This is a genomic window from Rhodococcus sp. NPDC056506 (assembly GCF_042794945.1).
Taxonomy (GTDB): domain Bacteria; phylum Actinomycetota; class Actinomycetes; order Mycobacteriales; family Mycobacteriaceae; genus Rhodococcus_F.
The window spans coordinates 89482-114001 of record NZ_JBHTSW010000013.1 but is presented as its reverse complement, the minus strand read 5'-3'; the positions used below and the strand labels follow the sequence as shown (position 1 = coordinate 114001).

Below are 24520 nucleotides of genomic sequence, written 5' to 3'. Positions count from 1 at the left end.
TCGGCATTCGGAAAAGCTGCGGTCAGTCGACGAGTGCCCGCTTGTGGGCATTTCCTCGCAAGGTACTCAAGGCGATTGCACTGACGGCGCACGTTGCCATCACGAAGTAGGCCGGAATATCGAGATTGGAAGTTTCCTTGATCAGCCACGTGATGATCAAACCGGCGCAGCCCGAAAAGACCGCGTTGGACAGGGAGTATGCGAGTCCCAATCCGGTGTACCGAACCGAAGTGGGGAACATCTCGGAGAGCATGGCGGGTCCGGGCCCGGCAACAAGTCCCACTGCGGCGCCGGCGGCAAACACTGCAAATCCCTTGGCTGTCAGAGACGTCTGCTCGTTCTGCAGGACGTTGAGCAGCGGCAGAGCCAGGACCAGAATTATCACGGTGCCGGTGAGCATGACCGCGCGTCGTCCGATGCGATCGCTGAGTCCACCCGCGATCGGAATGGTCACCGCGAAGCCCGCATTGGCGAGCACAGAAGCAACAAGTGCCTGATGGAAAGTCGCGTTGAGCGAACTCTGAAGATAAGTCGGCATGACGACGAGGAACGTGTAACCGGCAGCAGACCAACCCATCAACCGCCCGATTCCGAGCAGAATTGCCCTGGCCGTCTCTCCGACAGTCGGCTGCACTACCGGCGCCGATGCATCAGCTGTCGGTTCGGACTGGACTGATCGAGCACGCTCGAACGACGGCGTCTCTTCGAGCCGGAGCCTGAGCCACAGGGCAACCAGCCCCATCGGCAGTGCAAGAAGGAACGGGATGCGCCAGCCCCAGTCACTGAGCTGTGACGGGTCGAGGACAGTAGCGAGGAGTGCTGCGATACCCGCACCGGCGAGCAGTCCGAGTGCGACGGTGAACGACTGCCACGAGCCGTACAGCCCACGTCGTCCGGGCGGAGCGAACTCGGTCATCACCGACACTGCACCGCCGAACTCACCACCGGCCGACAATCCCTGCAGAATTCGAAGGACCGTCAAGAGCAGCGGTGCCAGAATTCCGACGCTCTCGTAGGTGGGGAGCACACCGATCAGGGTCGTCGCAGCCGACATCAGCAGAAGAACGATCACCAGGGTGGGACGTCGGCCGATGCGGTCACCGAGTCGACCGAACAGCGCGGCACCCACGGGGCGGAAGAAGAACGCCAACGCAAACGACGCATACGTCTTGATCAGGCTTTCGAGGTCGCCGGAACCGTCGGCGCTGAAGAAGTTCGACGCGATGATCGTCGCGAAGAACCCGTACACGCCGAACTCGTACCACTCGATGAAATTTCCGACGGAGCCGGCGACGAGCGCCCTGCGCCGTTTGAGCTGCGCACCATCGTTCCGTGTCTGCACTGTGATGCCCATGCCGTCCTCCGTTGACGAAACCCGAATATGCAACAAAGTTTCATCTGAACGGAGTAGAAATGTCAAGAAGTTTCACGATTGGATTTTTGCCGCGCCCAGAAGCATTATGCTCCCGCGAACGTGAATGCCTCCGCCTGTTCGAACTGGCCAGTGGAATCACCGGAATAGACGGTGCTCTCGTTCGCGCCGAGCCCGAGCTTTCGGACAGGCGTCCCCTCCGCGAGATCCATCGACGCCACGTCCACCCAGAAAGTATTCGGTGTCATCGCCGACTCGAAGAAATAGAGCGTGCGTTTGTGATCGACGACCGTACGCCAACGGGTCGACGAGATGTTGGGCTCGTCGGGAGTCGAAATACCCAGGGGCACTGATACATTCCGAATAACACTGAAGGTGGATGCCAATGCCGACCGCGGATCGTCCGTCTGCGGTATCGCATCCACATAGAACGATGCCCGCGCGAATCTGTCAGCGGCACGGTTGGTTCCGGGCAGCATGACGGTTCCGTTGATCTGCTTCCAGTACTCGTTGACGGCGAGTTGCTGATCGAAGATCGGCGAATTGGTCATCACCTGGTACTCACGGCTGTGATGAATCGTCGGGCGTCCACCGACGTACTCGATGATCGCGCTGTCTCCCCCAGCGTCCGAGAGCGACATGTGCAGCGTTGCGAGGCGGTCTTCGCCGGGAACGGCAGCGGTCACTACCGTGAACGGTTCCGACGCGAGCACTTCGACCGCTTCCTGAACTGTCGCAAAGTGATCCAGGACGTATTGCGCCCACGCCGCGATCGACAATCCCGGGGTCGAACCGTCATACGTCGGGTACTCGGACTCGACCAACCACAAGAGATTGGCAGACAACCCGGCCTCGTTGACCCCGTCGGTCGTGCACATGTCGTAGGCCGTCGCGACAACGCTTCCGTATTTCGACGTCCACTGTATCGAGTTCGGACCTGCGCAGCCCCCTCTGGTCATGCCGCGCGGGAAAGCCCAGAGGTTTGTTCCGAGATCGACCTTCCAATCCATCGATCGAGCAGTGATCACAGTGCCGTTGGGCCCCAAGTAGACCAAGCGTGTACACATCGAAAACTATCCCTTCGTTACGGCGTGACGATATTGAAACTGGGATCGAAGGTATCGAGCAACCCTCCCAGGGTCTCGAGCGCTGATTCGTCTCCGTCGAGCGAAATCTTCCCGGCCTTGGCCAGTTCGGCGGCCGCGCCTGGTTGCAGAAGCGCTCCCACGAGTGCCGCTTTCGGGCCCGAGACCGTCAGTTGGGTGTTCGGTGACGCGCCCTTACGTGCATTGAGGACGCCGCGCTTGACCCACGCAGTCCATGCCTCGTCGCCGCGATCGGTGAACACGAAATCGATCCGCAGTTCCGCGTCGGTGGCCTTGTCGCCGATGAGATGTATTGCGACGAAGTCGAAGAGGATGTCGATGGGCATCGCGAGGACACTGTCCTGGCTCGCGGTGACATAGGGGGCGGGCTGGGCGCCTTCACGGAGCTCCAGGGCGGCCGAGAGATAGATCCCACGCCACTGTGGCCCCTCGGCTTGATAGCCCATCTGCTCGTAGACGTCGGCTTGCAGGTTCCTCGCTTCGGTGTTCTCCGGTTGCGCGAACACCAACTTGTGCAGGATCTCTGCCGCCCATCGGTAGTCCGCGGCGTCGAATGCCCGCTTGCCCTCGTCCAGGATCTTCTGCGCGCCAAGGAGATCGACAAACCTCTTCGCCGATTCGACCGGCGGATGTGGGTGAAGCGACACCGGATCGCCGTCCCACATTCCCAGTTCCTTGGTGTACACGGCGCGAACGTCATGGTGCAGAGTTCCGTGATAACCGCGGTTGTACCACTTGCGCCCGAGTTCGTCCGGCAGTTCGATCACCTCGGCAGCTTCGAGCGGTGTGTACCCCTTGTTCGCGAGACGGAGCGCCTGGTCGTGAATGTACTTGTAAGTGTCCCTTTGTGATTCGATGAACGGCACCAGGTTCTCGTTACCCCACACCGGCCACGTGTGCGGTCCGTAGTGAACAGCCGCTTCGTCTCCCCATCGCTCGAGAGTCTCGTCCAGATACCGAGCGAAGTTCCGAGCGTCGCGAGTGCGCGCGCCTCTGAGGGTCTGGATGTTGTGGAGCGAATGATTGGCGTTCTCCGCACAGGTCAGCGCGGCGAGTTCGGGGATCCAGATGTGCATTTCCTCCGGAGCCTCGGTATCCGGCGCATAAAGGAACTCGAATTCCAGACCGGCGATCTCACGCTTCGTTCCGGTCTCCGTGATGCTGTCGGTCGGCGAAATATACGAGATCTGGGGGCCTTTGGTGCTGAGCACACCGATTCCGCAGGAGACTGCCCCTTTCGGGCCGAGGTCGAGCAATCCACCGAAGGCATAGAAAGACCGCCGGGCCATGGCATTGCCGGCCACAACGTTCTCACCGATTGCAAACTTGTCGAACGATGCGATCGTGCCGGGCGCGATGATCGGCACCTTTCCCGACGCAACGTCCTCGACGTCGACGATTCCTTTGACACCGCCGTAGTGGTCGATATGGGTGTGCGTGTAGATGATCGCCGCAACCGGCTTGTCGCTGACGTGCTCACGAATCATCTTCATTCCCTGCCGTGCCGATTCGACTCCGGCCATACAGTCGATGACGATCAGTCCCTCGTCGCCCTCTACGACCGTCAGGTTCGCGATGTCGTTGTTCCGCACCTGGTAGAGGCGATCCGTCACCTGGTAAAGCCCACCTCGGCGTATGACCTGACTCTGGCGCCACAGGCTGGGGTTGACGGTGTCGGGTGCGGGAACGTCGTCACCGATGTACGCCAAAGCGTCCGGGTCGAAGACCACATGCCCGTCGTCGCCGAGAACGTTGCCCGGCAACGGAGCGATCAACCCTCGATCCGCGTCGGCAAAATCCTGCCGGTCATCCATGGCATACCGCGCGACTGCCTCGCGATTCGCCGTGACTGTGGCCGGTGTTGCGTCCTTAGGTGTCTGGCACATGGCACTCCCCGCTCGGATACGACGATCTGATACCCCATCATCTGTATCGGTTGGGCGCGCGCTTGGAATCACCCGCGCAGGGTGAAGCTCGCACGAACACGCAAGGTGATCAGCCGGGGAGTTCCTCGGAATTCCGAGATGCGAGTGCAATTAACAGGACTGCGATCCCACATCCGGCAACCAGGATCCATCCCAGCCTCGATGCCTGCGCGACGTCTACCGGTGCACTGCCGCCGATAATGCCACCGGCCAGCGCCACACCGAGAGCGGCACCGAATTGGCGTGCACTGGAAGTTATTCCACCGGCAAGCCCCGCCTGCGATCTCGGCAGCCCGTTGACGGCGGTGTTGGTGATGGGGGCATTCGAGAACCCGAATCCGATACCGAGAAACAGGTAAGCGGCCAACAGCATCGGAATCGCCGTGTTGTTGTCGAGCGAGACCAGGCACAGTCCACCGAGCGTCGTGAAACTACCGGCGATCAGCAGCGGTCGCCGCGGGCCGAAGCGTCCGACGAGTATTCCGGACAACGGCGCGCAGACCGTTGCCGCAACAGCCATCGGGAGGGTGATCGCGCCGGCCAGGGCCGGACTCATACCGCGGGAGTGCTGCAAGTAGAACGTGCCGAGCAGTAGCGTTGCGTTCAACGCCACGAACACCACGACAGCGCCGACCACAGCCGACGAGAACGGTCTGCGGCGGAAGAGTGCGAGATCCATCAGTGGCTCACGCTTGCGTGATTCGACGCGGATGAATGCGGCCAACGCTGCAGCAACAACGACATACCCTGCCGTCGCCGCGGCAGAGAACCATCCGATTCGCGGACCCTCGATCAGAAGGGCGACCGCCCCGCCGACAAGAATCACCAGTAGCAATTGACCGGGAAGGTCGAGACGTCGCGACTGCTGCGCTCGGGACTCCGGTACAAACACAGCAGTCAAGACGAGCACGGCCAAGATCACCGGCACGTTGATCCAGAAAACCGATCGCCAGCCGAAACTTTCGATGAGCACACCGCCGACGATCGGCCCTGCCGCCATACTCAGGCCGAAGACCGCGGCCCACACCCCGATCGCCTTGGCCCGCTCCTTCGGGTCGGTCATCACGTTGACCACGATCGCCAAGGCAACCGGACTGAGCATCGACCCACCGACGCCTTGGACGATCCGGGCCGCGATCAGCACCTCCACGGACGGAGCGAGTGCGCAGGCAATCGACGCCACCCCGAAAACGACAAGCCCGATCTGAAAGACTCGTCTCCTGCCGAAACGATCGGCCACCGCTCCGGACGAGATCAGCAAGCTGGCCAGGACGAGTGTGTACGCGTTGACGACCCATTCCAGACCACGGGTTCCGACGCGAAATCCCTCACCGATCGTCGGCAGGGCTACGTTGACGATGGTCGTGTCCAACCCGACGACGAACAGGCTCGTGCAGCAGATCGCCAGGATGCCCCATCGCCGCCGTGCATCAAGTCCGATCACTTGCGGTTCGATCCCGCTCGAAGGTTTCATGGTCGGACTCCATCTCTCGAAGTGCTCTGCCGTACTCGACTGTCGAAAGGATCGTTGCTCTCCAGCGTCCGAAGTCGGTAAGAATTTTGCGGAAACTGCAAAGATGGACGGCATGGATGCTGAATTCGAGCAGTTGATCACCGATATCGGACCGAGGCTGCGCACGCTTCGACGCGATCGCGGATTGACTCTCGAGGCGCTGTCCGAGGCCACCGGCATCTCCGTCAGCGCACTCTCACGCCTCGAATCGGGTAAGCGTCGCCCCACCCTCGATCTGCTGTTGCCGCTTGCCCGAGCGCACCGGGTCGCGCTGGACCAACTCGTCGGCGCTCCCGCTACGGGCGATCCCCGGGTTCATCTCACCCCGAGCCGACGCAAGAACGGCAGTGCCGTCGTTCCGTTGACGCGCTATCCCGGCCGCGTGCAGGTCTTCAAGCAGGTGATCGGTCCGCGTCCACCGAAACTCGTCACCCACGCCGGCTACGAATGGCTCTACGTCCTCGCCGGGGATCTGCGTCTCATCCTGGGGGCGAACGAGGTTCTCCTACACCCCGGTGAAGTCGCGGAGTTCGACACTGCCGAGCCCCATTGGTTCGGGCCTGCCGATGAACAGGTGGTGGAAATCTTGCATCTTTTCGGCCCGCAAGGCGAGAAGGCACATGTGCGCACGAAGGCAAAAACTACTACTGCACAAGACCTGGTTCCCGAAAGTTAGGTCACTGCATGCGTTTTCAATCGGTTCGACAGTGTGTGAGCGTGCTCGAGGAGCAGCGTTCCCAACTCGGCATGACGCGCGGGCCGGAAGCGAGTTTCCACTCCGGTCAGGCTCAACGCCCAGGCCGGGCGACCGTTGCGGTCGAACACCGCGGCACCCATCCCCCAGCTTCCCTCGACGATGAGGGCTGGATTGACGGCGTAGCCGGTGACCCGCGTCGACTCGATTCGCTCTCGAATCGATGTCTCACTGTGGATCTCACCCCATTCCGAATCCAGATTCACCCGGGCGAAATAGTCGTCGACGTCCCGCGCCGGTAGGTGGCTCAAGATGGCAAGGCCGGCCGACGCGACTCCCAACGGGAAACGCTTCCCCTCGTGCAGCACGTGAGATCGCAGCGGAAAACTGCCTTCCTGACTCAGGATGCAGACAGTCTCGTCACCTCGACGTGCCGACAGGAATGCGCTCTCCCCCGTGACCCGGGCAAGTTCGTCGACGACGTCACGAGCGCGGTCGGTGATGTCGTACCGATTTCCGGCCGCCGCCCCCAGGAGGTACAACTCCGGACCGAGAGACCACCGACCGGTTCGTGCGTCACGATCGACCAGTCCTTCGGCAGCCAAGGACGTGAGCAGTCGGTGCGCGGTGGGCCGAGCGAGGCCGGTGAGCTTGCCCAATTCCGTGGTGGAAGAGCCCGTTGGTTCGGACGCGCCGAGGGCTCGTAGAAGTGCCGCCACCCGCGCGACCATGGCCGGCGATTGCTCGTGAGTTGGCATGCCTTCATCCTAGCGTCCATTGAGTGAACGAAATTACTTCAGATGGTCAGTAGTCGATCAGTTCTCTGTCGATGTTCGAGATTGCTTGAACCTGTGAACAGGAGATAGTTCACTGGATACCGAAGTGAGTGAGTGTCTACTCAATGAACGCCTGGCAGGGAGAGAACATGACAGCAAAGGTGTACGAGTCCGCAGCAGACGCGGTCGCCGACATCGTCGACGGCGCAACGCTGGCAGTCGGCGGATTCGGCTTGTGCGGCATCCCCGACGTGTTGATCGACGCGATCGCAGCCACGAGTGCTACCGACCTCGAGGTGTTCTCCAACAACTGCGGCGTCGACGATCACGGCCTCGGAATTTTGCTGAGCGCGGGACGTATCCGACGGGTGACCGCGTCGTACGTCGGTGAGAACAAGGAGTTCGCCCGGCAATACCTGGCCGGCGAACTCGAAGTGGAACTGACGCCGCAGGGCACGCTCGCGGAGCGTCTGCGCGCCGGCGGCACCGGAATCCCGGCGTTCTTCACACCGGCCGGAGTGGGTAGCCCCATCTCCGACGGCGGAATGCCGTGGCGTTACGACGCCGACGGCTCGATCGCAATCGCCTCTCCCCCGAAGGAGACTCGCGTCTTCGGCGCCAAGCGTTACGTGATGGAAGAGGCGATCAACGCCGACTACGCACTCGTGCACGCTGTTCTCGGAGACACCGACGGCAACCTCGTGTTCGACAAGACCGCGATGAACTTCAACCCTCTCGCTGCCATGGCCGGTCGCATCACGATCGCGCAGGTGGAACGCCTGGTCGAGCCCGGCGAGATCGATCCGGCGTCAGTGCATCTGCCTGGAGTGTTCGTCCAGCGCGTTGTTCACACCGGACCTCAGAACAAGCGAATCGAAAAGCGAACCGTCAGCGCTTCGGAAGGAACCACACGATGACCGCACCAGTGACAGTGACGGGTTGGACGCGCCAGCAGATGGCAGCACGGGCGGCCGCAGAGATGATCGACGGCGAGTACGTCAACCTCGGAATCGGCCTTCCCACACTGATTCCCGGATACCTGGGCTCGGACGTTCGTGTGGTCCTGCACTCGGAGAACGGAATTCTCGGCACGGGACCGTATCCCACCGAGGACAACGTCGATCCTGACCTCATCAACGCAGGCAAGGAGACCGTCACCGTCAATCCGGGTGCGGCATATTTCGACTCCGCCCTCTCGTTCGGGATGATCCGCGGCGGCCACATCGACACCGCAGTCCTCGGCGGTATGCAGGTGTCGAAGACGGGCGACCTTGCCAACTGGATGGTGCCAGGCAAGATGGTCAAGGGTATGGGCGGCGCAATGGACCTGGTCCACGGCGCCCGACGCGTCATCGTCGTCATGGAGCACAACGACCGCGACGGCAACCCCAAGATCGTCGACGCCTGCACCCTGCCGCTCACCGGCCAGGGAGTGGTGAATCGGATCATCACCAACCTCGCCGTCATCGACGTGAGCGAAGACGGTCCACTCGTCTTGCGTGAACTCGCCCCCGATATCAGCGTCGAAGACGTTGTCGCCGCAACCGGCACCGAACTGAAAGTAGAACTGGCATGACCGACACGACAACCGTGATTGTTGCGGGAGCTCGTACCCCGATGGGTCGACTCCTCGGATCGTTGAAAGACCTCTCCGGGTCCGACCTCGGCGGCATCGCCATCAAGGGCGCCCTGGACAAGTCCTCAGTCGCACCCGAGCAGGTCGAGTACGTCATCATGGGACAGGTCCTCACCGCCGGCGCCGGCCAGATGCCCGCCCGCCAAGCCGCCGTCGCCGCCGGCATCCCGATGAACGTGCCCGCCCTGAGCATCAACAAGGTGTGCCTGTCCGGCATCGACGCCATCGCCCTCGCCGACCAACTCATCCGCGCCGGCGAATTCGACATCGTCGTCGCCGGCGGGCAGGAATCGATGTCCCGCGCACCCCACATGCTCGAAAAAAGCCGCGAAGGCTTCAAATACGGCGACGTCACGATGCGCGACCACATGGCCTACGACGGCCTCCACGACATCTTCACCGACCAGGCCATGGGCCTGCTCACCGAACAGGTCAACCAACACGAGAGCGCCCACATCACCCGCGCCGAGCAGGACGCCTTCGCCGCCGCCTCGCACCAGAACGCGGCCCGCGCCTGGAAAGACGGCTACTTCGACAACGAAGTCGTCCCCGTCTCCATCCCCCAACGCAAGGGCGAGCCGATCGTCTTCGCCCAGGACGAAGGCATCCGCGCCGACACCACCACCGAATCCCTCGGCACACTGCGTCCCGCGTTCAGCAAGGACGGCACCATCACCGCCGGCTCCGCCTCCCCGATCTCCGACGGCGCCGCCGCCGTCGTGGTGATGAGCAAAACCAAGGCCGAAGAACTCGGCCTGACCTGGATCGCGGAAATCGGTGCCCACGGCGTCGTCGCCGGACCCGACTCCACCCTCCAGTCCCAGCCCGCCCGGGCCATCGCGAAGGCCTGCGCCAAGGAAGGTATCGACCCCACCGATCTCGACCTCGTCGAAATCAACGAAGCATTCGCCGCCGTCGGGATCGCCTCCACCCGCGAACTGGGCCTCGACCCCGCCAAGGTCAACGTCAACGGCGGCGCCATCGCCGTCGGACACCCCCTGGGCATGTCCGGTGCCCGCATCGCCCTGCACCTCGCCCTCGAACTGCAACGCCGCGGCGGCGGCATCGGCGCAGCCGCACTCTGCGGCGGCGGCGGACAAGGCGACGCACTCATCATCCGCGTCCCCAAGGTGTAATCAGTTCCTGCTGACCAGGCAGGTCGCCGAGCCCTCATCGTGCTCGGCGACCTGTCTGCTTCATGCCGGAGGTTACGTCGGGTCGAGTGTCGTCAAGCGGTTGCGCAACAACTTCTCGATCTCCGACCGTCGGTATCTCCGATGTCCGCCAAGCGTTCTCAGAGTTCCGACTTTGCCCTCCCTCGCCCATCTGGATACCGTGGTCCGGTCGACGTGGAACAGTGCCGCAACCTGTTTGGTCGTCAGCCACTCATCGACAGGTGCTGTGTGCTCTTCTTCTCGGCTCATTGACAGACATTCGTAGCCGCAGCCCGAATGGACGGGTCCGATGACGAATTGGCTACCCCAGGTGCGCTGTGAAAGACTCGCTGCAAACCTTTACTATTCCTTGGGGAAACTATGCCGAAGTCGGTAACTCTGATCCGTTCCACATCGCTCTCTTCAGTCGCTGAATATGCCTATGCTGCAACGGCTCCCACCGAGGCTCGACTGATCTTTCTCGCAGGATCTTGCCCGTTGAACGAGGACGGCTCCACCGCCGCCGTCGGCGACTACGCGGGACAGGCAGCCAAGGCCGTCGACAACCTCAGAACCGCCCTCTCGGACGCCGGCGCGTCCATCACCGATGTGATCAACACCCGCGTTCTGGTGGCGTCGAGCAGTCAAGAAGACCTCGTTGCGGCGTGGGAAGTAGTCCGCGACGCGTTCGGCGATCATGACGCCCCGAGCACTCTGATGGGTGTGACCGTTCTCGGTTACGACGATCAGTTGGTCGAGATCGAGGCAATCGCGGCCGTCGTCGACTGAACTCGAACTGGCTGGACGTTCCTGCCGGGGATCTTCCCTACCGTGGATCTTCGTGAGCCAGGGCCCGGTAGCCCTTTGCTCCCGCACGATCCACGGCGGCTCGCACAACAGCGAAGATGGCGCCCTGCAGGGCAGCGGCGATCAGGACTTCCCTACTCGACCTGCTCAAGTCCTTGGGCTCGGGCGCATTCTTGTCGTCACCGATGCGCTTCCACACCTGTTGGAAAACAGCGCCGGCCACAATGCCGCCCAGGACGCTCGTGGCCAGCGAGAGTGGTTTGTACATCGCTTTCGATACTGCGCTCATAGCGCGGATCCTCCGTAGTTCGACACGTACCGCCTGAGCGGCTGACCGACTCTCACTACCCCGCAGGCGAGTTGTCGAAACATCGCAGCGGCGAGACGTGAAGTCGACTGTCGCACGTTATGTTCCACGGGTTTGCCACTTCTCGAGCCGGGTAAGATCGTCTTAGCGAAAGAAGGTTGTGTAAGTCATGGAAAACTACAGAATCGAACTACCGGACGGTACAACGGTGATGGAGGATTTCGTCTCGGATCGCGCCGCGATCGCATACGCGGTCGATCTGAATCACGGTTGCAGCGAAAAAGTGTCGGTATTCCGTATCACCGACGAAGGGGAAACGATCCCGACTCGGATGTGTCCCAAGCCGAATCCTGGTTCGCGGCGTCACGCGCGAGCTGTCCGATAGAGCCAGTCAAGAAGCGTCGAGCCGAGGGAAGAGTGTTTCCCTTGCGAGCAGCAGCAAGGCCGCAGCGACCGGAATTGCCAGCAACGCACCGACAATACCGAGCAACGCTCCGCCCAACAGAACCGCGACGACAGTCACCAGTGCCGGGACCGCCACCGTCTTCCCGATGATCTTCGGGACGAGAAGGTAGTCCTCGAGCAGGCGTAGTGCGACGAAGAACGCAACAGTCGCCAATGCCGTTGGGACAGAGACTGTCAGGGAGACCAGGGCGACGATAACCCCTGCGATCGTGGAACCGACTATCGGGATCAAATCGAGCAGAGCGACCAGCAGCGCCAAGATCAACGGATACGGCACGTCGAAGATCACCAACCAGGCGAAGGTGCATCCTGCGGTGATCACAGAGATCAGAACATTGCCGAGGACATACCCGCCCACACCTGCCAGTATCTGGTCACCGATGGCGATTGCTCGCGGCCGGCGCGAATGTGGCACCAGCCGATACAGATTCGTGCGGATTCGTGGATAGTCGATCAAGAAGTACGTCGTCAGTACAGCAACGATTCCGGCGTCGGCGACTGCGCTGAACACCGCCCGCCCCGCACCGAGCAAACCCGTCGCGAGTGCAGAACCCGAACCATCCAGTTGCGTGGTGAGGTGCTGCTCGAGGTGATACTTCTGGTCGAGGTCGCTCACGATCGGATACCGGTCACGAATGTGTGTCAGGAGTTCGGGAGCGTGCGATGCGAACTGGCGTCCCTGCTCGACCAGCGGCGTGATCGCAGCAACGAGGAACAGAGCCAACATCACGGCAATTCCGAGGAGCACCACGGTGACCGCGATCCAGCGTCGGAAATTTCTCCGCTCCAGCCAGACGATCACCGGTTCGATGCCCACCGCGAGAAACAATGCGACCACGATCAGGATCAACATGCCCCGCGCCGCAAGCAACACCTCGATCACCGCGTACGTCACGGCAACTCCGGCCGCAGCGCTCAGTCCGATGAAGAACGGTGAACGACGATCGAATCTCGGTCCGGGTTCGCCCAGCGGCCGGACGGGCGTCGCCAATGCTGCGGCTTCACGTTCGGCTTCCGCCATCGGATCTATCGGTTGAACTTCGCTTTCGGAATCCGGTGATGTGTCCGCGGAACTGGGTTCCATCCAAGCCACCTCACGATCCGCGCGACTTCCCGGCTCGAGGGTGAGTACCCGTGCCGCAGTCGGATCAACCTCGAGGCTTCTCCGCTCCGCTTCGTGTCAGCGCGAGCCCGGTTCCCACAACACCGATGATCGACACGGCGATGGCGATGCTCGGCCAACCGTCGCTCTGCCAGTAGACGTCGTCGAGAGTGATCAGTAGTGCGGCTTCGTCGACGATGAGTCCGAGCGCAATGCCCAGCGCGATGCCCATCCAGGTTCTTGCGCGAGGACTTCGGTCGACGAGTCCGAAGATCGCTACTCCCGCCAACAGGAGAATTCCCCACAGGTAGTGATGCAGATGAGTGCCACCGGCGCTGATGTCGCCGACATCCCTGGTATCGATCTGGATCAACCAGGTCACCAGACGTGCTCCGCCGAACGTCAGCGTGAAGGCCACCCACGCCAACACCAAACCGCGGCGCGATTCGTCAATTTGATTCCATCTGCGAGGGAATCTGAATCTCTCTGCAGATTTCTCTTCGTCCTGATCTCGAGAAAGCATCCTTCATGTTTACCCGACGCCATTCAGAGTCAGGTTTCGGGGTGGATGCACCGACACGTAAATCGAGAACGAAAAAAGCGGTACTCGATCTCCGAAGAGATCGGGTACCGCTTTCTCAGCTACTCGCGCAGTATCGATCAATACCAGACTTTTCGTCCGCCCACTGCACGCCCCGTAGCACCGAGGATAGACAGAACTGCACCTACGACGACCAAGATGATGCCGACAGTGGTCAGAATGCTCAACCCCGTGAAAAAGCCGATCAACGCCAGAATAATGCCGAGAACAATCATGTGAGAACCTCATCCGGTATGCGTATAAAAATGATCTACTCAACTGACGCTACTACAGAAACTTCGCAATCGATAAATCCGATAAATACATTCACAAATACGAAACTCGTATTACTACCCAATAGTGTCGCCGTTAAAACATCAGCCTTTCTTTTACTTCTCCGTCACGGTTCCACGTCCTCGATCTTCGCCTCGACCGCCGGCGTGATGTGGCTCAATACGCAGCGCCAACGACCGTCTCGTCGCGCGAACACGTCGGTGGTCCACTCGTCGGCGTCGTACTGCCTGCCGTCGTAGTGCGCAGTATTGGTGATCCGCGTGGTGAACAGTGCAACGTCACCGAAGAAACGCACGCGAGCGCTCCCGACGCGGTCCATCGCCGAATGCGTCAGGTCACCCGAGGCCACGAAGCCCAGAAACTCCGCTTTGGTCGACACCCCGGATTCCGAGACGATCACCCAGTCGTCTGCCATGAAATCGCCGATCCGTTCGGCGTCGTTCGAGCACATCGCGACGTTCCACTCGTCTGCGACAGCGACCAATGCCGCACTCTCCTGATCCGACATGTCTTCTCCCTGTCGTCGGGGCGTCACCCCTGGCGGGTGATGCCCCGACGACAGGGTTCCCGCAAGGTGGACTTCGAACCGACGTGAACGACGAGAGGGCAGAGATGACCGACACCAGCCGCACCGAGCTTGCAGCTCAGGCGTATATCTACGGATTTCCCCTCGTTTTCAATCTCGACCAGGTCCATCGGTACGTTCACGACGGTGTCGGAGCGAACCCCGCCGCACCTTTCAACACCTTCAGCCACGCCCGCACACTCGCCGGCCCGGCAGACACTTTTGTCACGATCAACAACGACACCGTGTATTCCATGGCGCAGATCGATCTCTCTGTCGGCCCCGTTGCTCTGCACGTCCCCGACACCGATGGCCGTTACTACGTCCTCCAGTTCGTCGATGCCTGGACAAACAATTTCGCCTACGTCGGGCACCGTGCCACCGGTACGAAGAGCGGAGACTTCCTTCTCGTCCCACCCACCTGGACGGGAACCCCGGCGGCCCAGACCACGGTGATCAGATTTCCCACGAACATTGCGTCCATCGTGGGCCGGTGGGCATGCGGTGGCGACGACGACCTCCCCGCGGTGCACGCCTTGCAGGACGCCACCACCCTGACCGTCGTCGACTCCACCGGAACCCCGGCCGGTCTCCCAGTCCCCGACGCCGGGGTAAGCCAGGACCTCCTGTTCCTCGAGAAACTCCGCATCTGGTCACAGGCCTTTCCGCCGGCCCCGCGCGATCGAGAACTCCAGGAATCGTTCTCGCCGATCGGCATCAACGAGCCCGGTGCTTCTCCCTATACCTCACACTCTGCCGACTCACTCTCTGCCGACGAGGCGGCCGCGTTGGCTGACGGATTGACGATCGGTGAGAAGAACCTGCTCGAGGCCCTCACGAAAGGCTCCAGCCCCGAAGTCAACGGATGGAAGCTCACATTCCACGCCTTCGACTACAACCTCGACTACTTCGAGGTCGGCACAATCGACGATCCACAATTCAAGATCGCCGATCCCAGGTTGCGCATCGTCGAACGCGCCGCGGCTGCCAAGGGCGGGCTGTGGGGCAACCACCCTTACGAAGCGGCGTACATCATGACCTACGTCGACGATCAGGGCGAGCAGTTGAACGGAACGCGTACCTACACAATCAGACTCGACCCCACTCCGCCGGTGAGCGCCTTCTGGTCGCTGACGATGTACTCGGTGCCGGACTTCTTCCTCGTGGCGAACCCCGTCGACCGATACTCGATCGGCGACCGCACTCCAGGAATCATCCACGACGCCGACGGTGCGTTGACGATCACGATCAGCCACGAGGAGCCGAAAGATCCCACGGCGAAGGCAAACTGGCTGCCCGCCCCGCGCGGGGATTTCCGACCGGTACTGAGAATGTACGAACCTTCGCCCGCCGTGCTCGATCAGTCCTACGTCGTCCCCGCCATCACTCGCTCGCGAGAATGACGGCTCGCGTCTGACGGCCTGCCTGGGGGTAGGCCGTCAGACGGACTCAGAATCAGGCGTGTGTGCCGCCGTCGACACGGATCTCCGTGCCCGTGATGAAGGCACCATCGTCGGATGCCAGCATCGCGATAACTCCCGCAACACTTTCCGGCCCGGCCATGGGGGCACCACCGGACTCCAGATCAGTGCTCAGAATCGGGGACAACTTGCCGAAGAGCGACCAGTCGGTGTCTTCCGGCAAGTACGACGCCGTGGTGTCGGTGATCCCGCTCTTCACACTGCCTGGAGCCACCGCGACGGCACGCAGACCCTGCCTGCCGTATTCGAGAGCCAGTGCGTGAGTGAAGGACTGGATTCCTCCCTTACTTGCGGCATACGCGGCCATGTACGGGTGCGCGAAGGCCGCGGAGGTGGAACTGAAATTCACCACGACCGCGTTGCCGGTGGCAAGGAGAGCCGGCAGTGCCTGACGGGTGACGAGGAAGGTGCCCGTCAAATTCACGGAGATCACCTGATTCCACAAGTCCAGCGAGGTCTCGTGAGTGTGCCCACCACGCAGTATCCCGGCGGCGTTGACCAGCACGTCCAATCCCCCGAGGTTCGAAATCGCCTGACCCACAACCTCGATGACGGAACTCTCGTCGCCGATATCGACGACGACGGTGTCGAGACGACCCTCTGTGGAGGCATGTTCAGCCGACTTCCGTGTGTCTGCCAGACCCTGCTCGGAGATGTCGGCAGCGACCACGCGGCCACCTTCGGCGAGCAACCGCAGCGCGGTGGCCTGTCCGATTCCCGATCCTGCGCCGGTGACGAGAATACGACGACCTTCGAAACGATTCATTGCTGTGTACCTTTCACGAAAACGAGTTGGCTGGTAACCCAGGCTCGGTGGCGCCGACACTCACAACTCACCCGCGAGAAACTTCAGGTACGGGAAATGCGCAGCACTGCAACAGGTGTGGCACTGTGAAATCTCAGCGAGGCAATGCCCGCCGAAGTGGCGAATGTCAGACGGATCCGGCCGGTGCGGCCAAGGCTCTTTCGATCCAGACGAGACCAGAGGGGCGGCGGTCGACCGTCTTACGCCCCCGTCGGAAAGTCGCTACGCCGAATCGGGCCGTGCGCAGTGCACGACCGGAAGCGAGAGAACAGCGGCGTATGGACATCACAAGCACGGTAACAGCGCGAGCACAGGTCGCTCAAACGCGTTGTTCGCGGAGCCTGTCCTTTGAGGTAAGCAGATGTCGCTTCCGGACAACTCAAACTATTTAGGCAGCACTAACCTGATCGTCACCTCGACAATCCGATCCAGGAGCGCAACCGATGACACATGCAGACGCCACGAGCACAACAACTTCCCCGACGACCGTCCTACGCACCGCTGACCACAATCGCGGACTCAACGACGTCCTCGCCATTGTCGAAGCAATGGAGCGACCGAGCGACCACCTGCTGCGGATCACGGCTCAATTGAGCGAGTCGACCGACGACCCGACCTGGTCACGCCCGAATGTGACAGTACGCATGAATCTCGGACCGGCCTTCGACGACGCTTCGCGGGTGTACACGGTGCGTTCCTACGATTCCGCGAGCGGATCGATCGTCATCGACGTGGTCCTGCACGGACAGACCAGTCCGATGATGAGATGGGCGGCGGCGTTGACCGTCGGCGACACCTTCGGCCTCACCGGTCCGCGACCGCACTTCTTGATCCCCGATGTTCCCGGTCGACGTATCGCACTCTTTCTGGACGGCACCGCAATACCTGCGTTGCACTCGATCATCGAGCAGCTGCCTACCGACGTCGCCGGAATCGGCTGGGTCACAACAGATGACGAGGTCGCATTCGCCGAACTACCCACCCTCCCCGGCCTGGAACTTCACCGCGTCAGGGTCGATCTCGCCGAGCCCGACGGCCCACTGACGACGCGGGCGCGCGAGCTCGCGGATCCCGAGAGCTACGTCGTGTGGGGCGCCGGTGAACGCAGTGAGATGCGCGCAATACGAAAGCACTTTCGCTCGACCGTCGGACTCGACAAGGACGACGTTGCGATATTCGGGTACTGGAAGCAGGGCATCAGCAACACCGAGATCGACCTCCGTCGACGCGAGAACTACGAGCGCATCCTCGCCGACGGCGGAACCCTGACCGACATCGACGACCTGGCCATCGAGATCTGATTGCCTCACACTGGCCGACCTGACCGGCAGTGCACTGCGGTGATAAGTTCCTCTGTGCCAGCAGACCTCCACACAGGGGGTCAGGGAATCCGGTGTAAATCCGGAACTGACGCGCAGCGGTGAGGGTGACCGCCCGGGCTTACGCCACTGGATGAGAATCTGGGAAGGCGCTCGGGTGGGGCGATCTCGAGTCCGAATACCGGCTGGCAGCAGGGGTCAACAGGCGCCTGTTCACACGGTAACGGGCTCCGCGAACGAGCCCCTGCGAGAACGAGATTCCATGCGTCTGTCCAGACTTCGCCTACCCGCCGCTGCCGTTGCAGCCCTGTTGGGCACATCGTTGGTTGCCTGTTCCTCCGACGACAGTTCTGCCGAACAATCCAGCGCCTCAGTCCAGAACTGTGGCCGAGACGTCACGGTGGAGCGACCGATCGAACGGGCGATCGCGGTAAATCAGCCTGCGGCCGAAATGCTGTTCGCGCTGGGAGTGCAGGACCGGATGGCCGGCTACGCCATGAGCGATGACGACGTCCTCCCCGAACTGCGCGAGGCGCGTGGTCAGGTGAAGGCCTTCGACACCGAGTTCCCGTCATTCGAGAGTGTCCTCGAACGCGAACCCGACATGGTCTACACGACCTTCAACTACACGTTCACCTCGGAAGGCATCGCCGACCGGACCAAGTTCACCGACCTCGGTGTCGCGACATATCAGTCTCCCAGCGAGTGCACCGGTCAGGATGCCGAGCAGAGCAAGGCCCTCACGCTCGACGACTTGTACGACGAAATCGATGACGTGGCAACACTGTTCGATGTCAAGGACAAAGGTGTCGAGCTCACCGAGAGTTTGAAGGATCGCGCGGCCACCGCCACGGCGGCACTGGGAGCTGAGAACGTGACGCTGGCGTGGTGGTACGCCGCCACGAAGACTCCGTACTTCGCCGGGTGCTGCGGTGCACCGGGAATCATGACCGACGCGGTGGGTGCGAAGAACGCCTTCGACGACAACAAGCAGTACTGGCCCGAAATCGGTTGGGAGAGTGTGCTCGATCGAGACCCGACCGTGCTGGTGCTCGCAGATCTCGACCGCGGTGGAGACGGCGACAGTGCCGCAGACAAGATCGCGTTCCTCGAATCGGACCCGGTCGCCAGCAAGCTCACCGCAGTGAAGAACAAGCGTTACATCATCCTCGAAGGAACGACGATGGATCCCTCGATCCGCAATGTCGGTGGCATCGAACAGCTCTCCGACGGCCTGCGCCAGTTGGGTGTGGTCTAGATGTCCGCGGAGATCTGTGAACTGGTGCGTCAGTGGGACGACCAGCAGGCGGCATACATCGCCGATCGCGAGAAGCGCTTCGACGTGATTCTCGACGTTCTCGAATTGCAGCACGCGCACACCCCGTTCACGGTCGTCGACCTGGCCTGCGGGCCGGGTTCATTGAGCGCCCGGATTCTCGAGAAGTTCGAGCACGCGAGCGTTGTGGGAATCGATTACGACCCGATGCTGCTGGAGCTCGCCCGCCAGTCGTCGACTCGTTTCGGTGACCGACTGCAGCTGATCGACGCAGACCTCGCGGGAGCCGATTGGCCGACTGCGGTGACTGCGCCGGTTCAGGCGATTGTGTCGACGACCGCACTGCACTGGTTGCAACCGCAGCAGCTCGTCGAGGTGTACCGGCAGTGTCGCGAACTGCTGAACCCTGACGGTGTCCTGCTCAACGGTGACCACTTTCGCTTCGACAGCCGCTCCCCCGTCATGAGTCGATGGGCGAAAGCTCACGACGAGCAGACACAACGCTCCGCTTTTGCGACCGGTGCTCCCGAATGGGACAGCTGGTGGGACGGGCTGCGGGCCACTCCCGGCATCGGGGCACTGACCGACGAGCGTGAGCGCAGATTCGCCGGACGCGACGCCACCGCGCACACTGCCGTCGACTTCCAGTTGGCGGCGCTCGCGCAGGCGGGTTTTCGGGAGTCGGGAACGGTCTGGCAACTGTTCGACGACTACGTGGTCTACGGCGTGAGATGACGACAAGAGTTCGGCTGCGTGACAACCCGAAATCCGTCACCCTGTTGTGGGTGATCGGTGTTGTCGCGCTGGCCGGGTCGGCCGCCGTGGCGATCACGTTGGGGCCGGCCGGTCTGTCGGTCGGCGAGGTGGCCTCGATCGTCGTCGGCCATCTCGGCGGTACCGCGGCGGACGTCACCCCTATCCGCGACGGAATCGTGTGGGATCTCCGTCTGCCGCGTACTCTGCTCGCCGCGCTCTGCGGTGCCGGCCTCGGGTTGTGCGGAGCGATCATGCAGTCTCTGCTTCGCAATCCACTGGCCGATCCCTTTGTCCTCGGAATCTCGTCCGGCGCCTCGACCGGCGCCGTTTTGATCGTGATCCTCGGAGTGGGGTCAGGGGTGGTCGGATTGTCGAGCGGCGCCTTCATCGGCGCGGTGATCTCCTTCGCTCTGGTGCTGTTGCTCGCCCATGCGGCCGGCGGCACACCGGATCGGGTGATCCTGGCCGGTGTCGCCGCGACCCAACTGTTCTCCGCGCTCACCTCGTTCATCGTCATCACCTCGGCCGATCCAGAGCAGACCCGCGGTGTGATGTTCTGGCTCCTGGGCTCACTCGGCGGCGCCGATTGGCTCGACGTCGCGCTCTGCGCGGCGGTGGTGGCAATCGGCCTCGTGGTCTGTCTGACTCACTCCCGTGCACTCGACGCGTTTGCCTTCGGTGAGGACGCGGCGTCGTCGCTGGGAGTGAACGTGTGGCGGGTACGGCTGACCTTGTTGCTGGCAACAGCTTTGATGACCGCAGTGATAGTGAGCGTCGCAGGCGCCATCGGCTTTGTTGGCCTCGTCCTCCCGCACGCGGCGCGCGCTCTCGTCGGTCCGAGCCACCGGCGACTGCTGCCCGCGTCCGCACTGATCGGCTCGATCTTCCTGGTCTGGGTCGACGCCGTGGCACGCACAGCCATTGCGCCGCAGGAACTCCCGGCCGGTGTGGTGACCGCGCTGGTCGGTGTGCCTGCGTTTGCCGTCATCCTCTGGAGACGGAAGGCCAGGCCATGACGCTCGAAGCTACCGGTATCAGCTGGCGGGTCGGCGGGGCGCTCATAGTCGACGACATCGCCGTCTCCCCCACCACCGGAAGTACGGTGGGGCTCCTCGGCCCAAACGGTTCGGGAAAGTCGACGCTGCTGAAACTTCTTGCCGGGCAGAATCGTCCGACGTCCGGAATGGTGACCCTGGACCGAACTCCGTTGTCCGACTGGAAACGGCGCGACGTCGCGCGCCGAATCGCCACCGTCGACCAGCACAGCAACACCGAGATCGATCTGACTGTTGCCGAGGTCGTCGAACTCGGACGCACACCGCACCGCGGTCTGTGGGGCGGGCAGTCCGATTCCGATCGTGACGCCGTCCGCGCAGCGATCGAACACACCGACCTCGCCGGCATGCTGGACCGGTCGTGGCACACCCTGTCAGGCGGGGAGCGACAGCGCGTCCAGATCGCACGCGCCCTCGCCCAGGAACCCCACGAGTTGCTACTCGACGAACCGACAAATCACCTGGACATCAACCACCAACTCGAATTGCTCGCACTCGTGCGACGCCTGCCCACCACCACGATCATGGCATTGCACGATCTGAATCTGGCCGCCATGTTCTGCGATTCGATAGTGATGCTGAACCGGGGATCCATCGTTGCCCACGGAAGCCCGACCGAGGTCCTCACTGCCGACCTGATCGCCGAGGTCTATCAGGTCGACGCCGAAGTACGCCTGGATGGTCCCGGGGGCGCACCCACCGTGCGATACCTTCCGCCTTGCCACACGTAACCGTTCCGAGTGCGAATATGGATACGTGACCCTCGATGATGTCGCCGACGAGCTGTACGGCCTCGACCCTGGCGAGTTCGTCGAGGCGCGTACACATCATGTAAAGGCTGCCCGTGAGGACAACGACCGCACATTGGCGACGGAGATCGGCAAACTTCGGAAGCCGACCACCGTGGGATGGTTGGTCAATCTCATTGCGCGCGATCTACCGGAAGATCTGGATGCACTTCTGGCGCTCGGCGAATCGCTACGCGACGCCCAGCGCCATCTGTCGGGCCCGGACCTGCGCCGACTGACGACTCAGAGGCAGCAGGTGGTGCGGAGTCTCGCGCACAAATCCGGTGAGATTGCTGCTTCACGCGGAAAGAGCGTCGGCGAGGATTCGTTGCGTGATGTCGCGCAGACGCTCAATGCCGCCCTGGCCGACGAGGAGACTGCCGCGCAGGTCCGACTCGGACGGGTGGTGACCGCCGCGAGTTACAGCGGTTTCGGACCCTCCGGGCTCGCCGTGGTGAAGGAGAAATCACCGCAGCACGCCGCGGATGAGGAGCCGCAGACTCCGAAGTCGAAAACTCCGGACCTGAAGGCCGAACGTGCCAGAGCAAAAGCAGAATTGAAGGAAGCCACGGCGCAAGCCGACGAGATCCGCCGCCGGGTGAAGGCAGAGACCGCCGAACTCGAGGAAGCCAGAACGACGATTTCGGACGTCGAGCGTCGTGTTGAAGAACTGCGCGCCGAACTCGAGCACGCTGAGCAGCAACGACAGTTCGCACGGAACGCCGAGAAGACCCGTGATGCTGCGGTTCGAGAATCCGAGAAAGAACTCCGTGGCGCAGAGCGTCGCGTCGACGAAGCAGAACAAAACCTCGCCGCAATCAATTCATAGACATCCTGTTCATTAATCGATAGTCTGCCATTTATTGATCAGGTTGATCATCCTGGAATCCAGCAGCTACGAACAACGCCATGCCGATGAGGGTTTGGCGCTATCGGCTACTGCCTCGACAGTCTTCGGAGTGTGAACATGGACAGTGACAACGCGCCGGAATGGAGTTTCTTACACGGCAAGCGCGTTCTCGACCTCTCTCGACTTCTGCCCGGCCCGTTTGCGACGACGCTGCTTGCAGATCTGGGCGCCGACGTGGTCAAGGTCGAGGACCCGAGCCGCCCTGATCCCACCCGTATTGCTGGTGAACGGATGGCCTCGTTGAACAGGAACAAACGGTCGATTGCGCTCGATCTCCGTCTCGAACCCGATCGCAAGACGTTCCTTCGACTGGTCGAGACTGCAGATGCAGTGGTCGAGGGGTTCCGACCGCAGGTACTGGCACACATGGGACTCGGCTATGACGTACTACGAAAAGCCAACCCACGCATCGTATTATGTTCGATCACCGGTTACGGGCAGTCCGGACCTTATGCCGACAAGCCTGGGCACGAATTGAACTTCCTCGGCCTTTCCGGCTTTTTCGCAGTTCCCGGGTGCACCGACGGAGTCGTCACCCGCCCTGGCATCCGGGCCGGCGATCTGGTGGGTTCGATGTACGCGGCACTGTCCATCTCGGTTGCTCTCGCCAGCGTGGACAAGCACGGACGCGGACAACACATAGACATTTCCCTCGCCGAGGCTGCAACCGCCTGGTGCGCGCCTTTCGCGCTCATGATCCGAGATATCGAGAACCCTACCGATTCACCAACTGTCCAGGGAGACAATGACATTTTCGAGACTTCCGACGGTTGTTTGCTTTCACTTGCCACTTTCGAAGACAAGTTCTGGATCGCGTTCCGCACAGCATTCAGCGCTGAGTTTCCGGCACTGAACACACGGTGCTACGACGATCGACGGACTCGAACACAGCACAAGGAAGAGGTGCGGGAACTCCTGGTCACCACCATTGGTACGCGAACATATGAGTGGTGGGAAACATCGTTGACTGCGATCAATGCCCCGTGGGCGCCGGTGTTCACCAACACCGGACAACTGATGAGCGATCCCCATGTCGTCGCTCGAAACCTGTTCTGCGAGGTCTCGAACGACGATGGAGGAAGCTGGCCTCAGATGAGATTCCCGGCACAATTCAGCTTGGGACTGAACAGTTTTCGACTTCCAACTCCGTACGTGGGCGAGCATACCGAGTCTGTTCTCAACGAAGCCGCCACGGAAGCGAACCGTGACAGCGACTAGTCCGCTTTCAATTCGCCATCGAAGCCCGAAGACCAGTAGCGACCCCGCAACGAAAGTTCGAGCAGCATCTCGGTGACTTCTTCCGGGGTCAGCGGTGGCGGGTCGGACTCGAGCCACCACTGCATGACCGCGATCTGTTCACCCACCCATGCCCGCGAGAGTACTTCGATGTCGATTCGCGGAGTAACTCCGAGCGCCTCCGCCCGTGCGGAAAATATCCGCACGGCGGCGACGCTGCGGTCTTCGACGAACTTTCGCAGCGCCTTGCCGTCCCCCTCACCACGCAGAATCACACGGTAGACGTCACGTTCCTCGGCGGCATGCCTGAACATCTCGAGCACGGGCTTGCCGGTGAATCCGATCGAAGACGCAGGAATGAGTGGACCGAGTCGCTCTTGTAAGTCATCGGCCAGATCGGACACGACTTGACCGAGCAGGTCGTCTTTGTCGGTGTAGTGGCTGTAGAACGTCGCCCGACCCAAATCTGCGCGGTCCGTGATGTCTTCGACGGTAATCCCCGCATATCCCCGTTCCAGAACGAGCGAGACCAAGGCATCCCGCAGCAATCGTCGGGTACGCCGGACGCGTCTGTCTTCTGGAGGCACTGGCTTCCCTT

At 61.9% G+C, this 24520-nt stretch carries 27 protein-coding genes and 1 riboswitch; of the genes, 14 read left to right on the top strand and 13 right to left on the bottom strand.

The window, feature by feature from the left end; genetic code table 11:
• Window positions 1–22 precede the first annotated feature (22 nt).
• From ACFQ6H_RS13905 to ACFQ6H_RS13890, 4 genes are all read right to left on the bottom strand, one after another.
• Window positions 23–1354, bottom strand: a complete 1332-nt coding sequence (locus ACFQ6H_RS13905; protein ID WP_378646662.1) for an MFS transporter — start codon at window positions 1352–1354, stop codon at window positions 23–25.
• Between the two features lie 104 nt (window positions 1355–1458).
• Window positions 1459–2439, bottom strand: coding sequence for a linear amide C-N hydrolase (locus ACFQ6H_RS13900; RefSeq protein ID WP_378646660.1), 981 nt, complete (start codon window positions 2437–2439; stop codon window positions 1459–1461).
• 17 nt (window positions 2440–2456) lie between these two features.
• Window positions 2457–4364 carry an alkyl/aryl-sulfatase gene (locus ACFQ6H_RS13895; protein WP_210378069.1) on the bottom strand — a complete coding sequence of 636 codons (1908 nt, stop codon included), beginning with the start codon at window positions 4362–4364 and terminating at the stop codon, window positions 2457–2459.
• 109 nt (window positions 4365–4473) lie between these two features.
• The gene (locus ACFQ6H_RS13890) at window positions 4474–5877 is read right to left on the bottom strand and encodes an MFS transporter (protein WP_378646658.1); all 1404 of its coding nucleotides are present in this window, start codon (window positions 5875–5877) and stop codon (window positions 4474–4476) included.
• A 112-nt stretch (window positions 5878–5989) separates the two neighbouring features.
• Here ACFQ6H_RS13890 and ACFQ6H_RS13885 point away from each other — a divergent pair, with 112 nt between their 5' ends.
• Entirely contained in the window at window positions 5990–6592 is a 603-nt protein-coding gene (locus ACFQ6H_RS13885; protein WP_378646656.1) for a helix-turn-helix domain-containing protein, read from the top strand.
• Here ACFQ6H_RS13885 and ACFQ6H_RS13880 read toward each other — a convergent pair.
• Window positions 6589–7368: an IclR family transcriptional regulator gene (locus ACFQ6H_RS13880; RefSeq protein WP_378646654.1), complete on the bottom strand. Its 780-nt coding sequence runs from the start codon at window positions 7366–7368 to the stop codon at window positions 6589–6591. The genes ACFQ6H_RS13885 and ACFQ6H_RS13880 overlap by 4 nt on opposite strands.
• Window positions 7369–7535: 167 nt before the next feature.
• Between ACFQ6H_RS13880 and ACFQ6H_RS13875 the strand changes: the two genes are divergently transcribed.
• From ACFQ6H_RS13875 to ACFQ6H_RS13865, 3 genes are read left to right on the top strand one after another with little or no spacing between them, the layout of a single operon-like run.
• Window positions 7536–8303, top strand: a complete 768-nt coding sequence (locus tag ACFQ6H_RS13875) for a CoA transferase subunit A (protein ID WP_378646652.1) — start codon at window positions 7536–7538, stop codon at window positions 8301–8303.
• Complete coding sequence (locus ACFQ6H_RS13870) at window positions 8300–8962, top strand: 3-oxoacid CoA-transferase subunit B (RefSeq protein WP_378646650.1); 663 nt, start codon at window positions 8300–8302, stop codon at window positions 8960–8962. Before ACFQ6H_RS13875 ends, ACFQ6H_RS13870 begins: the two co-directional genes overlap by 4 nt.
• Entirely contained in the window at window positions 8959–10158 is a 1200-nt protein-coding gene (locus ACFQ6H_RS13865; protein WP_378646648.1) for an acetyl-CoA C-acetyltransferase, read from the top strand. Before ACFQ6H_RS13870 ends, ACFQ6H_RS13865 begins: the two co-directional genes overlap by 4 nt.
• Before the next feature lie 72 nt (window positions 10159–10230).
• On the opposite strand, the gene ACFQ6H_RS13860 is transcribed toward ACFQ6H_RS13865, so the two are convergent.
• Window positions 10231–10446 (bottom strand): BldC family transcriptional regulator, encoded by a 216-nt coding sequence (locus tag ACFQ6H_RS13860; RefSeq protein WP_317551308.1) that lies wholly within the window; start codon window positions 10444–10446, stop codon window positions 10231–10233.
• A gap of 111 nt (window positions 10447–10557) precedes the next feature.
• Here ACFQ6H_RS13860 and ACFQ6H_RS13855 point away from each other — a divergent pair, with 111 nt between their 5' ends.
• Window positions 10558–10965 carry a Rid family hydrolase gene (locus tag ACFQ6H_RS13855; RefSeq protein ID WP_317558197.1) on the top strand — a complete coding sequence of 136 codons (408 nt, stop codon included), beginning with the start codon at window positions 10558–10560 and terminating at the stop codon, window positions 10963–10965.
• Between the two features lie 37 nt (window positions 10966–11002).
• On the opposite strand, the gene ACFQ6H_RS13850 is transcribed toward ACFQ6H_RS13855, so the two are convergent.
• Window positions 11003–11272, bottom strand: a complete 270-nt coding sequence (locus ACFQ6H_RS13850; RefSeq protein ID WP_378535642.1) for a DUF4235 domain-containing protein — start codon at window positions 11270–11272, stop codon at window positions 11003–11005.
• 187 nt (window positions 11273–11459) lie between these two features.
• Here ACFQ6H_RS13850 and ACFQ6H_RS13845 point away from each other — a divergent pair, with 187 nt between their 5' ends.
• Window positions 11460–11675: a hypothetical protein gene (locus tag ACFQ6H_RS13845; protein ID WP_283306092.1), complete on the top strand. Its 216-nt coding sequence runs from the start codon at window positions 11460–11462 to the stop codon at window positions 11673–11675.
• Between the two features lie 6 nt (window positions 11676–11681).
• On the opposite strand, the gene ACFQ6H_RS13840 is transcribed toward ACFQ6H_RS13845, so the two are convergent.
• The 4 genes from ACFQ6H_RS13840 to ACFQ6H_RS13825 all read right to left on the bottom strand — a co-directional run bounded on the left by ACFQ6H_RS13840 (window position 11682) and on the right by ACFQ6H_RS13825 (window position 14239).
• Window positions 11682–12839 carry an AI-2E family transporter gene (locus ACFQ6H_RS13840; protein ID WP_378535639.1) on the bottom strand — a complete coding sequence of 386 codons (1158 nt, stop codon included), beginning with the start codon at window positions 12837–12839 and terminating at the stop codon, window positions 11682–11684.
• Window positions 12840–12903: 64 nt separating this feature from the next.
• Window positions 12904–13380, bottom strand: a complete 477-nt coding sequence (locus ACFQ6H_RS13835) for a hypothetical protein (protein WP_378448717.1) — start codon at window positions 13378–13380, stop codon at window positions 12904–12906.
• Window positions 13381–13517: 137 nt separating this feature from the next.
• Window positions 13518–13673 carry a DUF6131 family protein gene (locus ACFQ6H_RS13830; protein ID WP_003945564.1) on the bottom strand — a complete coding sequence of 52 codons (156 nt, stop codon included), beginning with the start codon at window positions 13671–13673 and terminating at the stop codon, window positions 13518–13520.
• A gap of 164 nt (window positions 13674–13837) precedes the next feature.
• Entirely contained in the window at window positions 13838–14239 is a 402-nt protein-coding gene (locus ACFQ6H_RS13825) for a nuclear transport factor 2 family protein (RefSeq protein WP_378646646.1), read from the bottom strand.
• A 104-nt stretch (window positions 14240–14343) separates the two neighbouring features.
• Between ACFQ6H_RS13825 and ACFQ6H_RS13820 the strand changes: the two genes are divergently transcribed.
• Complete coding sequence (locus tag ACFQ6H_RS13820; protein WP_378646644.1) at window positions 14344–15699, top strand: DUF1254 domain-containing protein; 1356 nt, start codon at window positions 14344–14346, stop codon at window positions 15697–15699.
• Between the two features lie 52 nt (window positions 15700–15751).
• Here ACFQ6H_RS13820 and ACFQ6H_RS13815 read toward each other — a convergent pair whose 3' ends face one another.
• Entirely contained in the window at window positions 15752–16543 is a 792-nt protein-coding gene (locus ACFQ6H_RS13815) for an SDR family NAD(P)-dependent oxidoreductase (RefSeq protein ID WP_378646642.1), read from the bottom strand.
• A 482-nt stretch (window positions 16544–17025) separates the two neighbouring features.
• Here ACFQ6H_RS13815 and ACFQ6H_RS13810 point away from each other — a divergent pair, with 482 nt between their 5' ends.
• The 7 genes from ACFQ6H_RS13810 (at window position 17026) to ACFQ6H_RS13780 (ending at window position 23904) form a co-directional block, all read left to right on the top strand.
• Window positions 17026–17883 carry a siderophore-interacting protein gene (locus ACFQ6H_RS13810; protein ID WP_378646640.1) on the top strand — a complete coding sequence of 286 codons (858 nt, stop codon included), beginning with the start codon at window positions 17026–17028 and terminating at the stop codon, window positions 17881–17883.
• Between the two features lie 41 nt (window positions 17884–17924).
• Window positions 17925–18106: riboswitch (cobalamin riboswitch) on the top strand.
• Between the two features lie 57 nt (window positions 18107–18163).
• The gene (locus tag ACFQ6H_RS13805) at window positions 18164–19159 is read left to right on the top strand and encodes an ABC transporter substrate-binding protein (protein WP_378646638.1); all 996 of its coding nucleotides are present in this window, start codon (window positions 18164–18166) and stop codon (window positions 19157–19159) included.
• Window positions 19160–19912: a class I SAM-dependent methyltransferase gene (locus tag ACFQ6H_RS13800; RefSeq protein WP_378646636.1), complete on the top strand. Its 753-nt coding sequence runs from the start codon at window positions 19160–19162 to the stop codon at window positions 19910–19912.
• Complete coding sequence (locus tag ACFQ6H_RS13795) at window positions 19909–20949, top strand: FecCD family ABC transporter permease (protein ID WP_378646634.1); 1041 nt, start codon at window positions 19909–19911, stop codon at window positions 20947–20949. The genes ACFQ6H_RS13800 and ACFQ6H_RS13795 overlap by 4 nt, the downstream gene beginning before the upstream one ends.
• Window positions 20946–21719, top strand: coding sequence for an ABC transporter ATP-binding protein (locus ACFQ6H_RS13790; protein WP_378646632.1), 774 nt, complete (start codon window positions 20946–20948; stop codon window positions 21717–21719). Before ACFQ6H_RS13795 ends, ACFQ6H_RS13790 begins: the two co-directional genes overlap by 4 nt.
• A 25-nt stretch (window positions 21720–21744) precedes the next feature.
• Complete coding sequence (locus ACFQ6H_RS13785; RefSeq protein WP_378646630.1) at window positions 21745–22605, top strand: hypothetical protein; 861 nt, start codon at window positions 21745–21747, stop codon at window positions 22603–22605.
• A 138-nt stretch (window positions 22606–22743) separates the two neighbouring features.
• Window positions 22744–23904 carry a CaiB/BaiF CoA transferase family protein gene (locus tag ACFQ6H_RS13780; protein ID WP_378646629.1) on the top strand — a complete coding sequence of 387 codons (1161 nt, stop codon included), beginning with the start codon at window positions 22744–22746 and terminating at the stop codon, window positions 23902–23904.
• Here ACFQ6H_RS13780 and ACFQ6H_RS13775 read toward each other — a convergent pair.
• Complete coding sequence (locus ACFQ6H_RS13775; RefSeq protein ID WP_378535617.1) at window positions 23901–24509, bottom strand: TetR/AcrR family transcriptional regulator; 609 nt, start codon at window positions 24507–24509, stop codon at window positions 23901–23903. The genes ACFQ6H_RS13780 and ACFQ6H_RS13775 overlap by 4 nt on opposite strands.
• Between the last annotated feature and the right edge of the window lie 11 nt (window positions 24510–24520).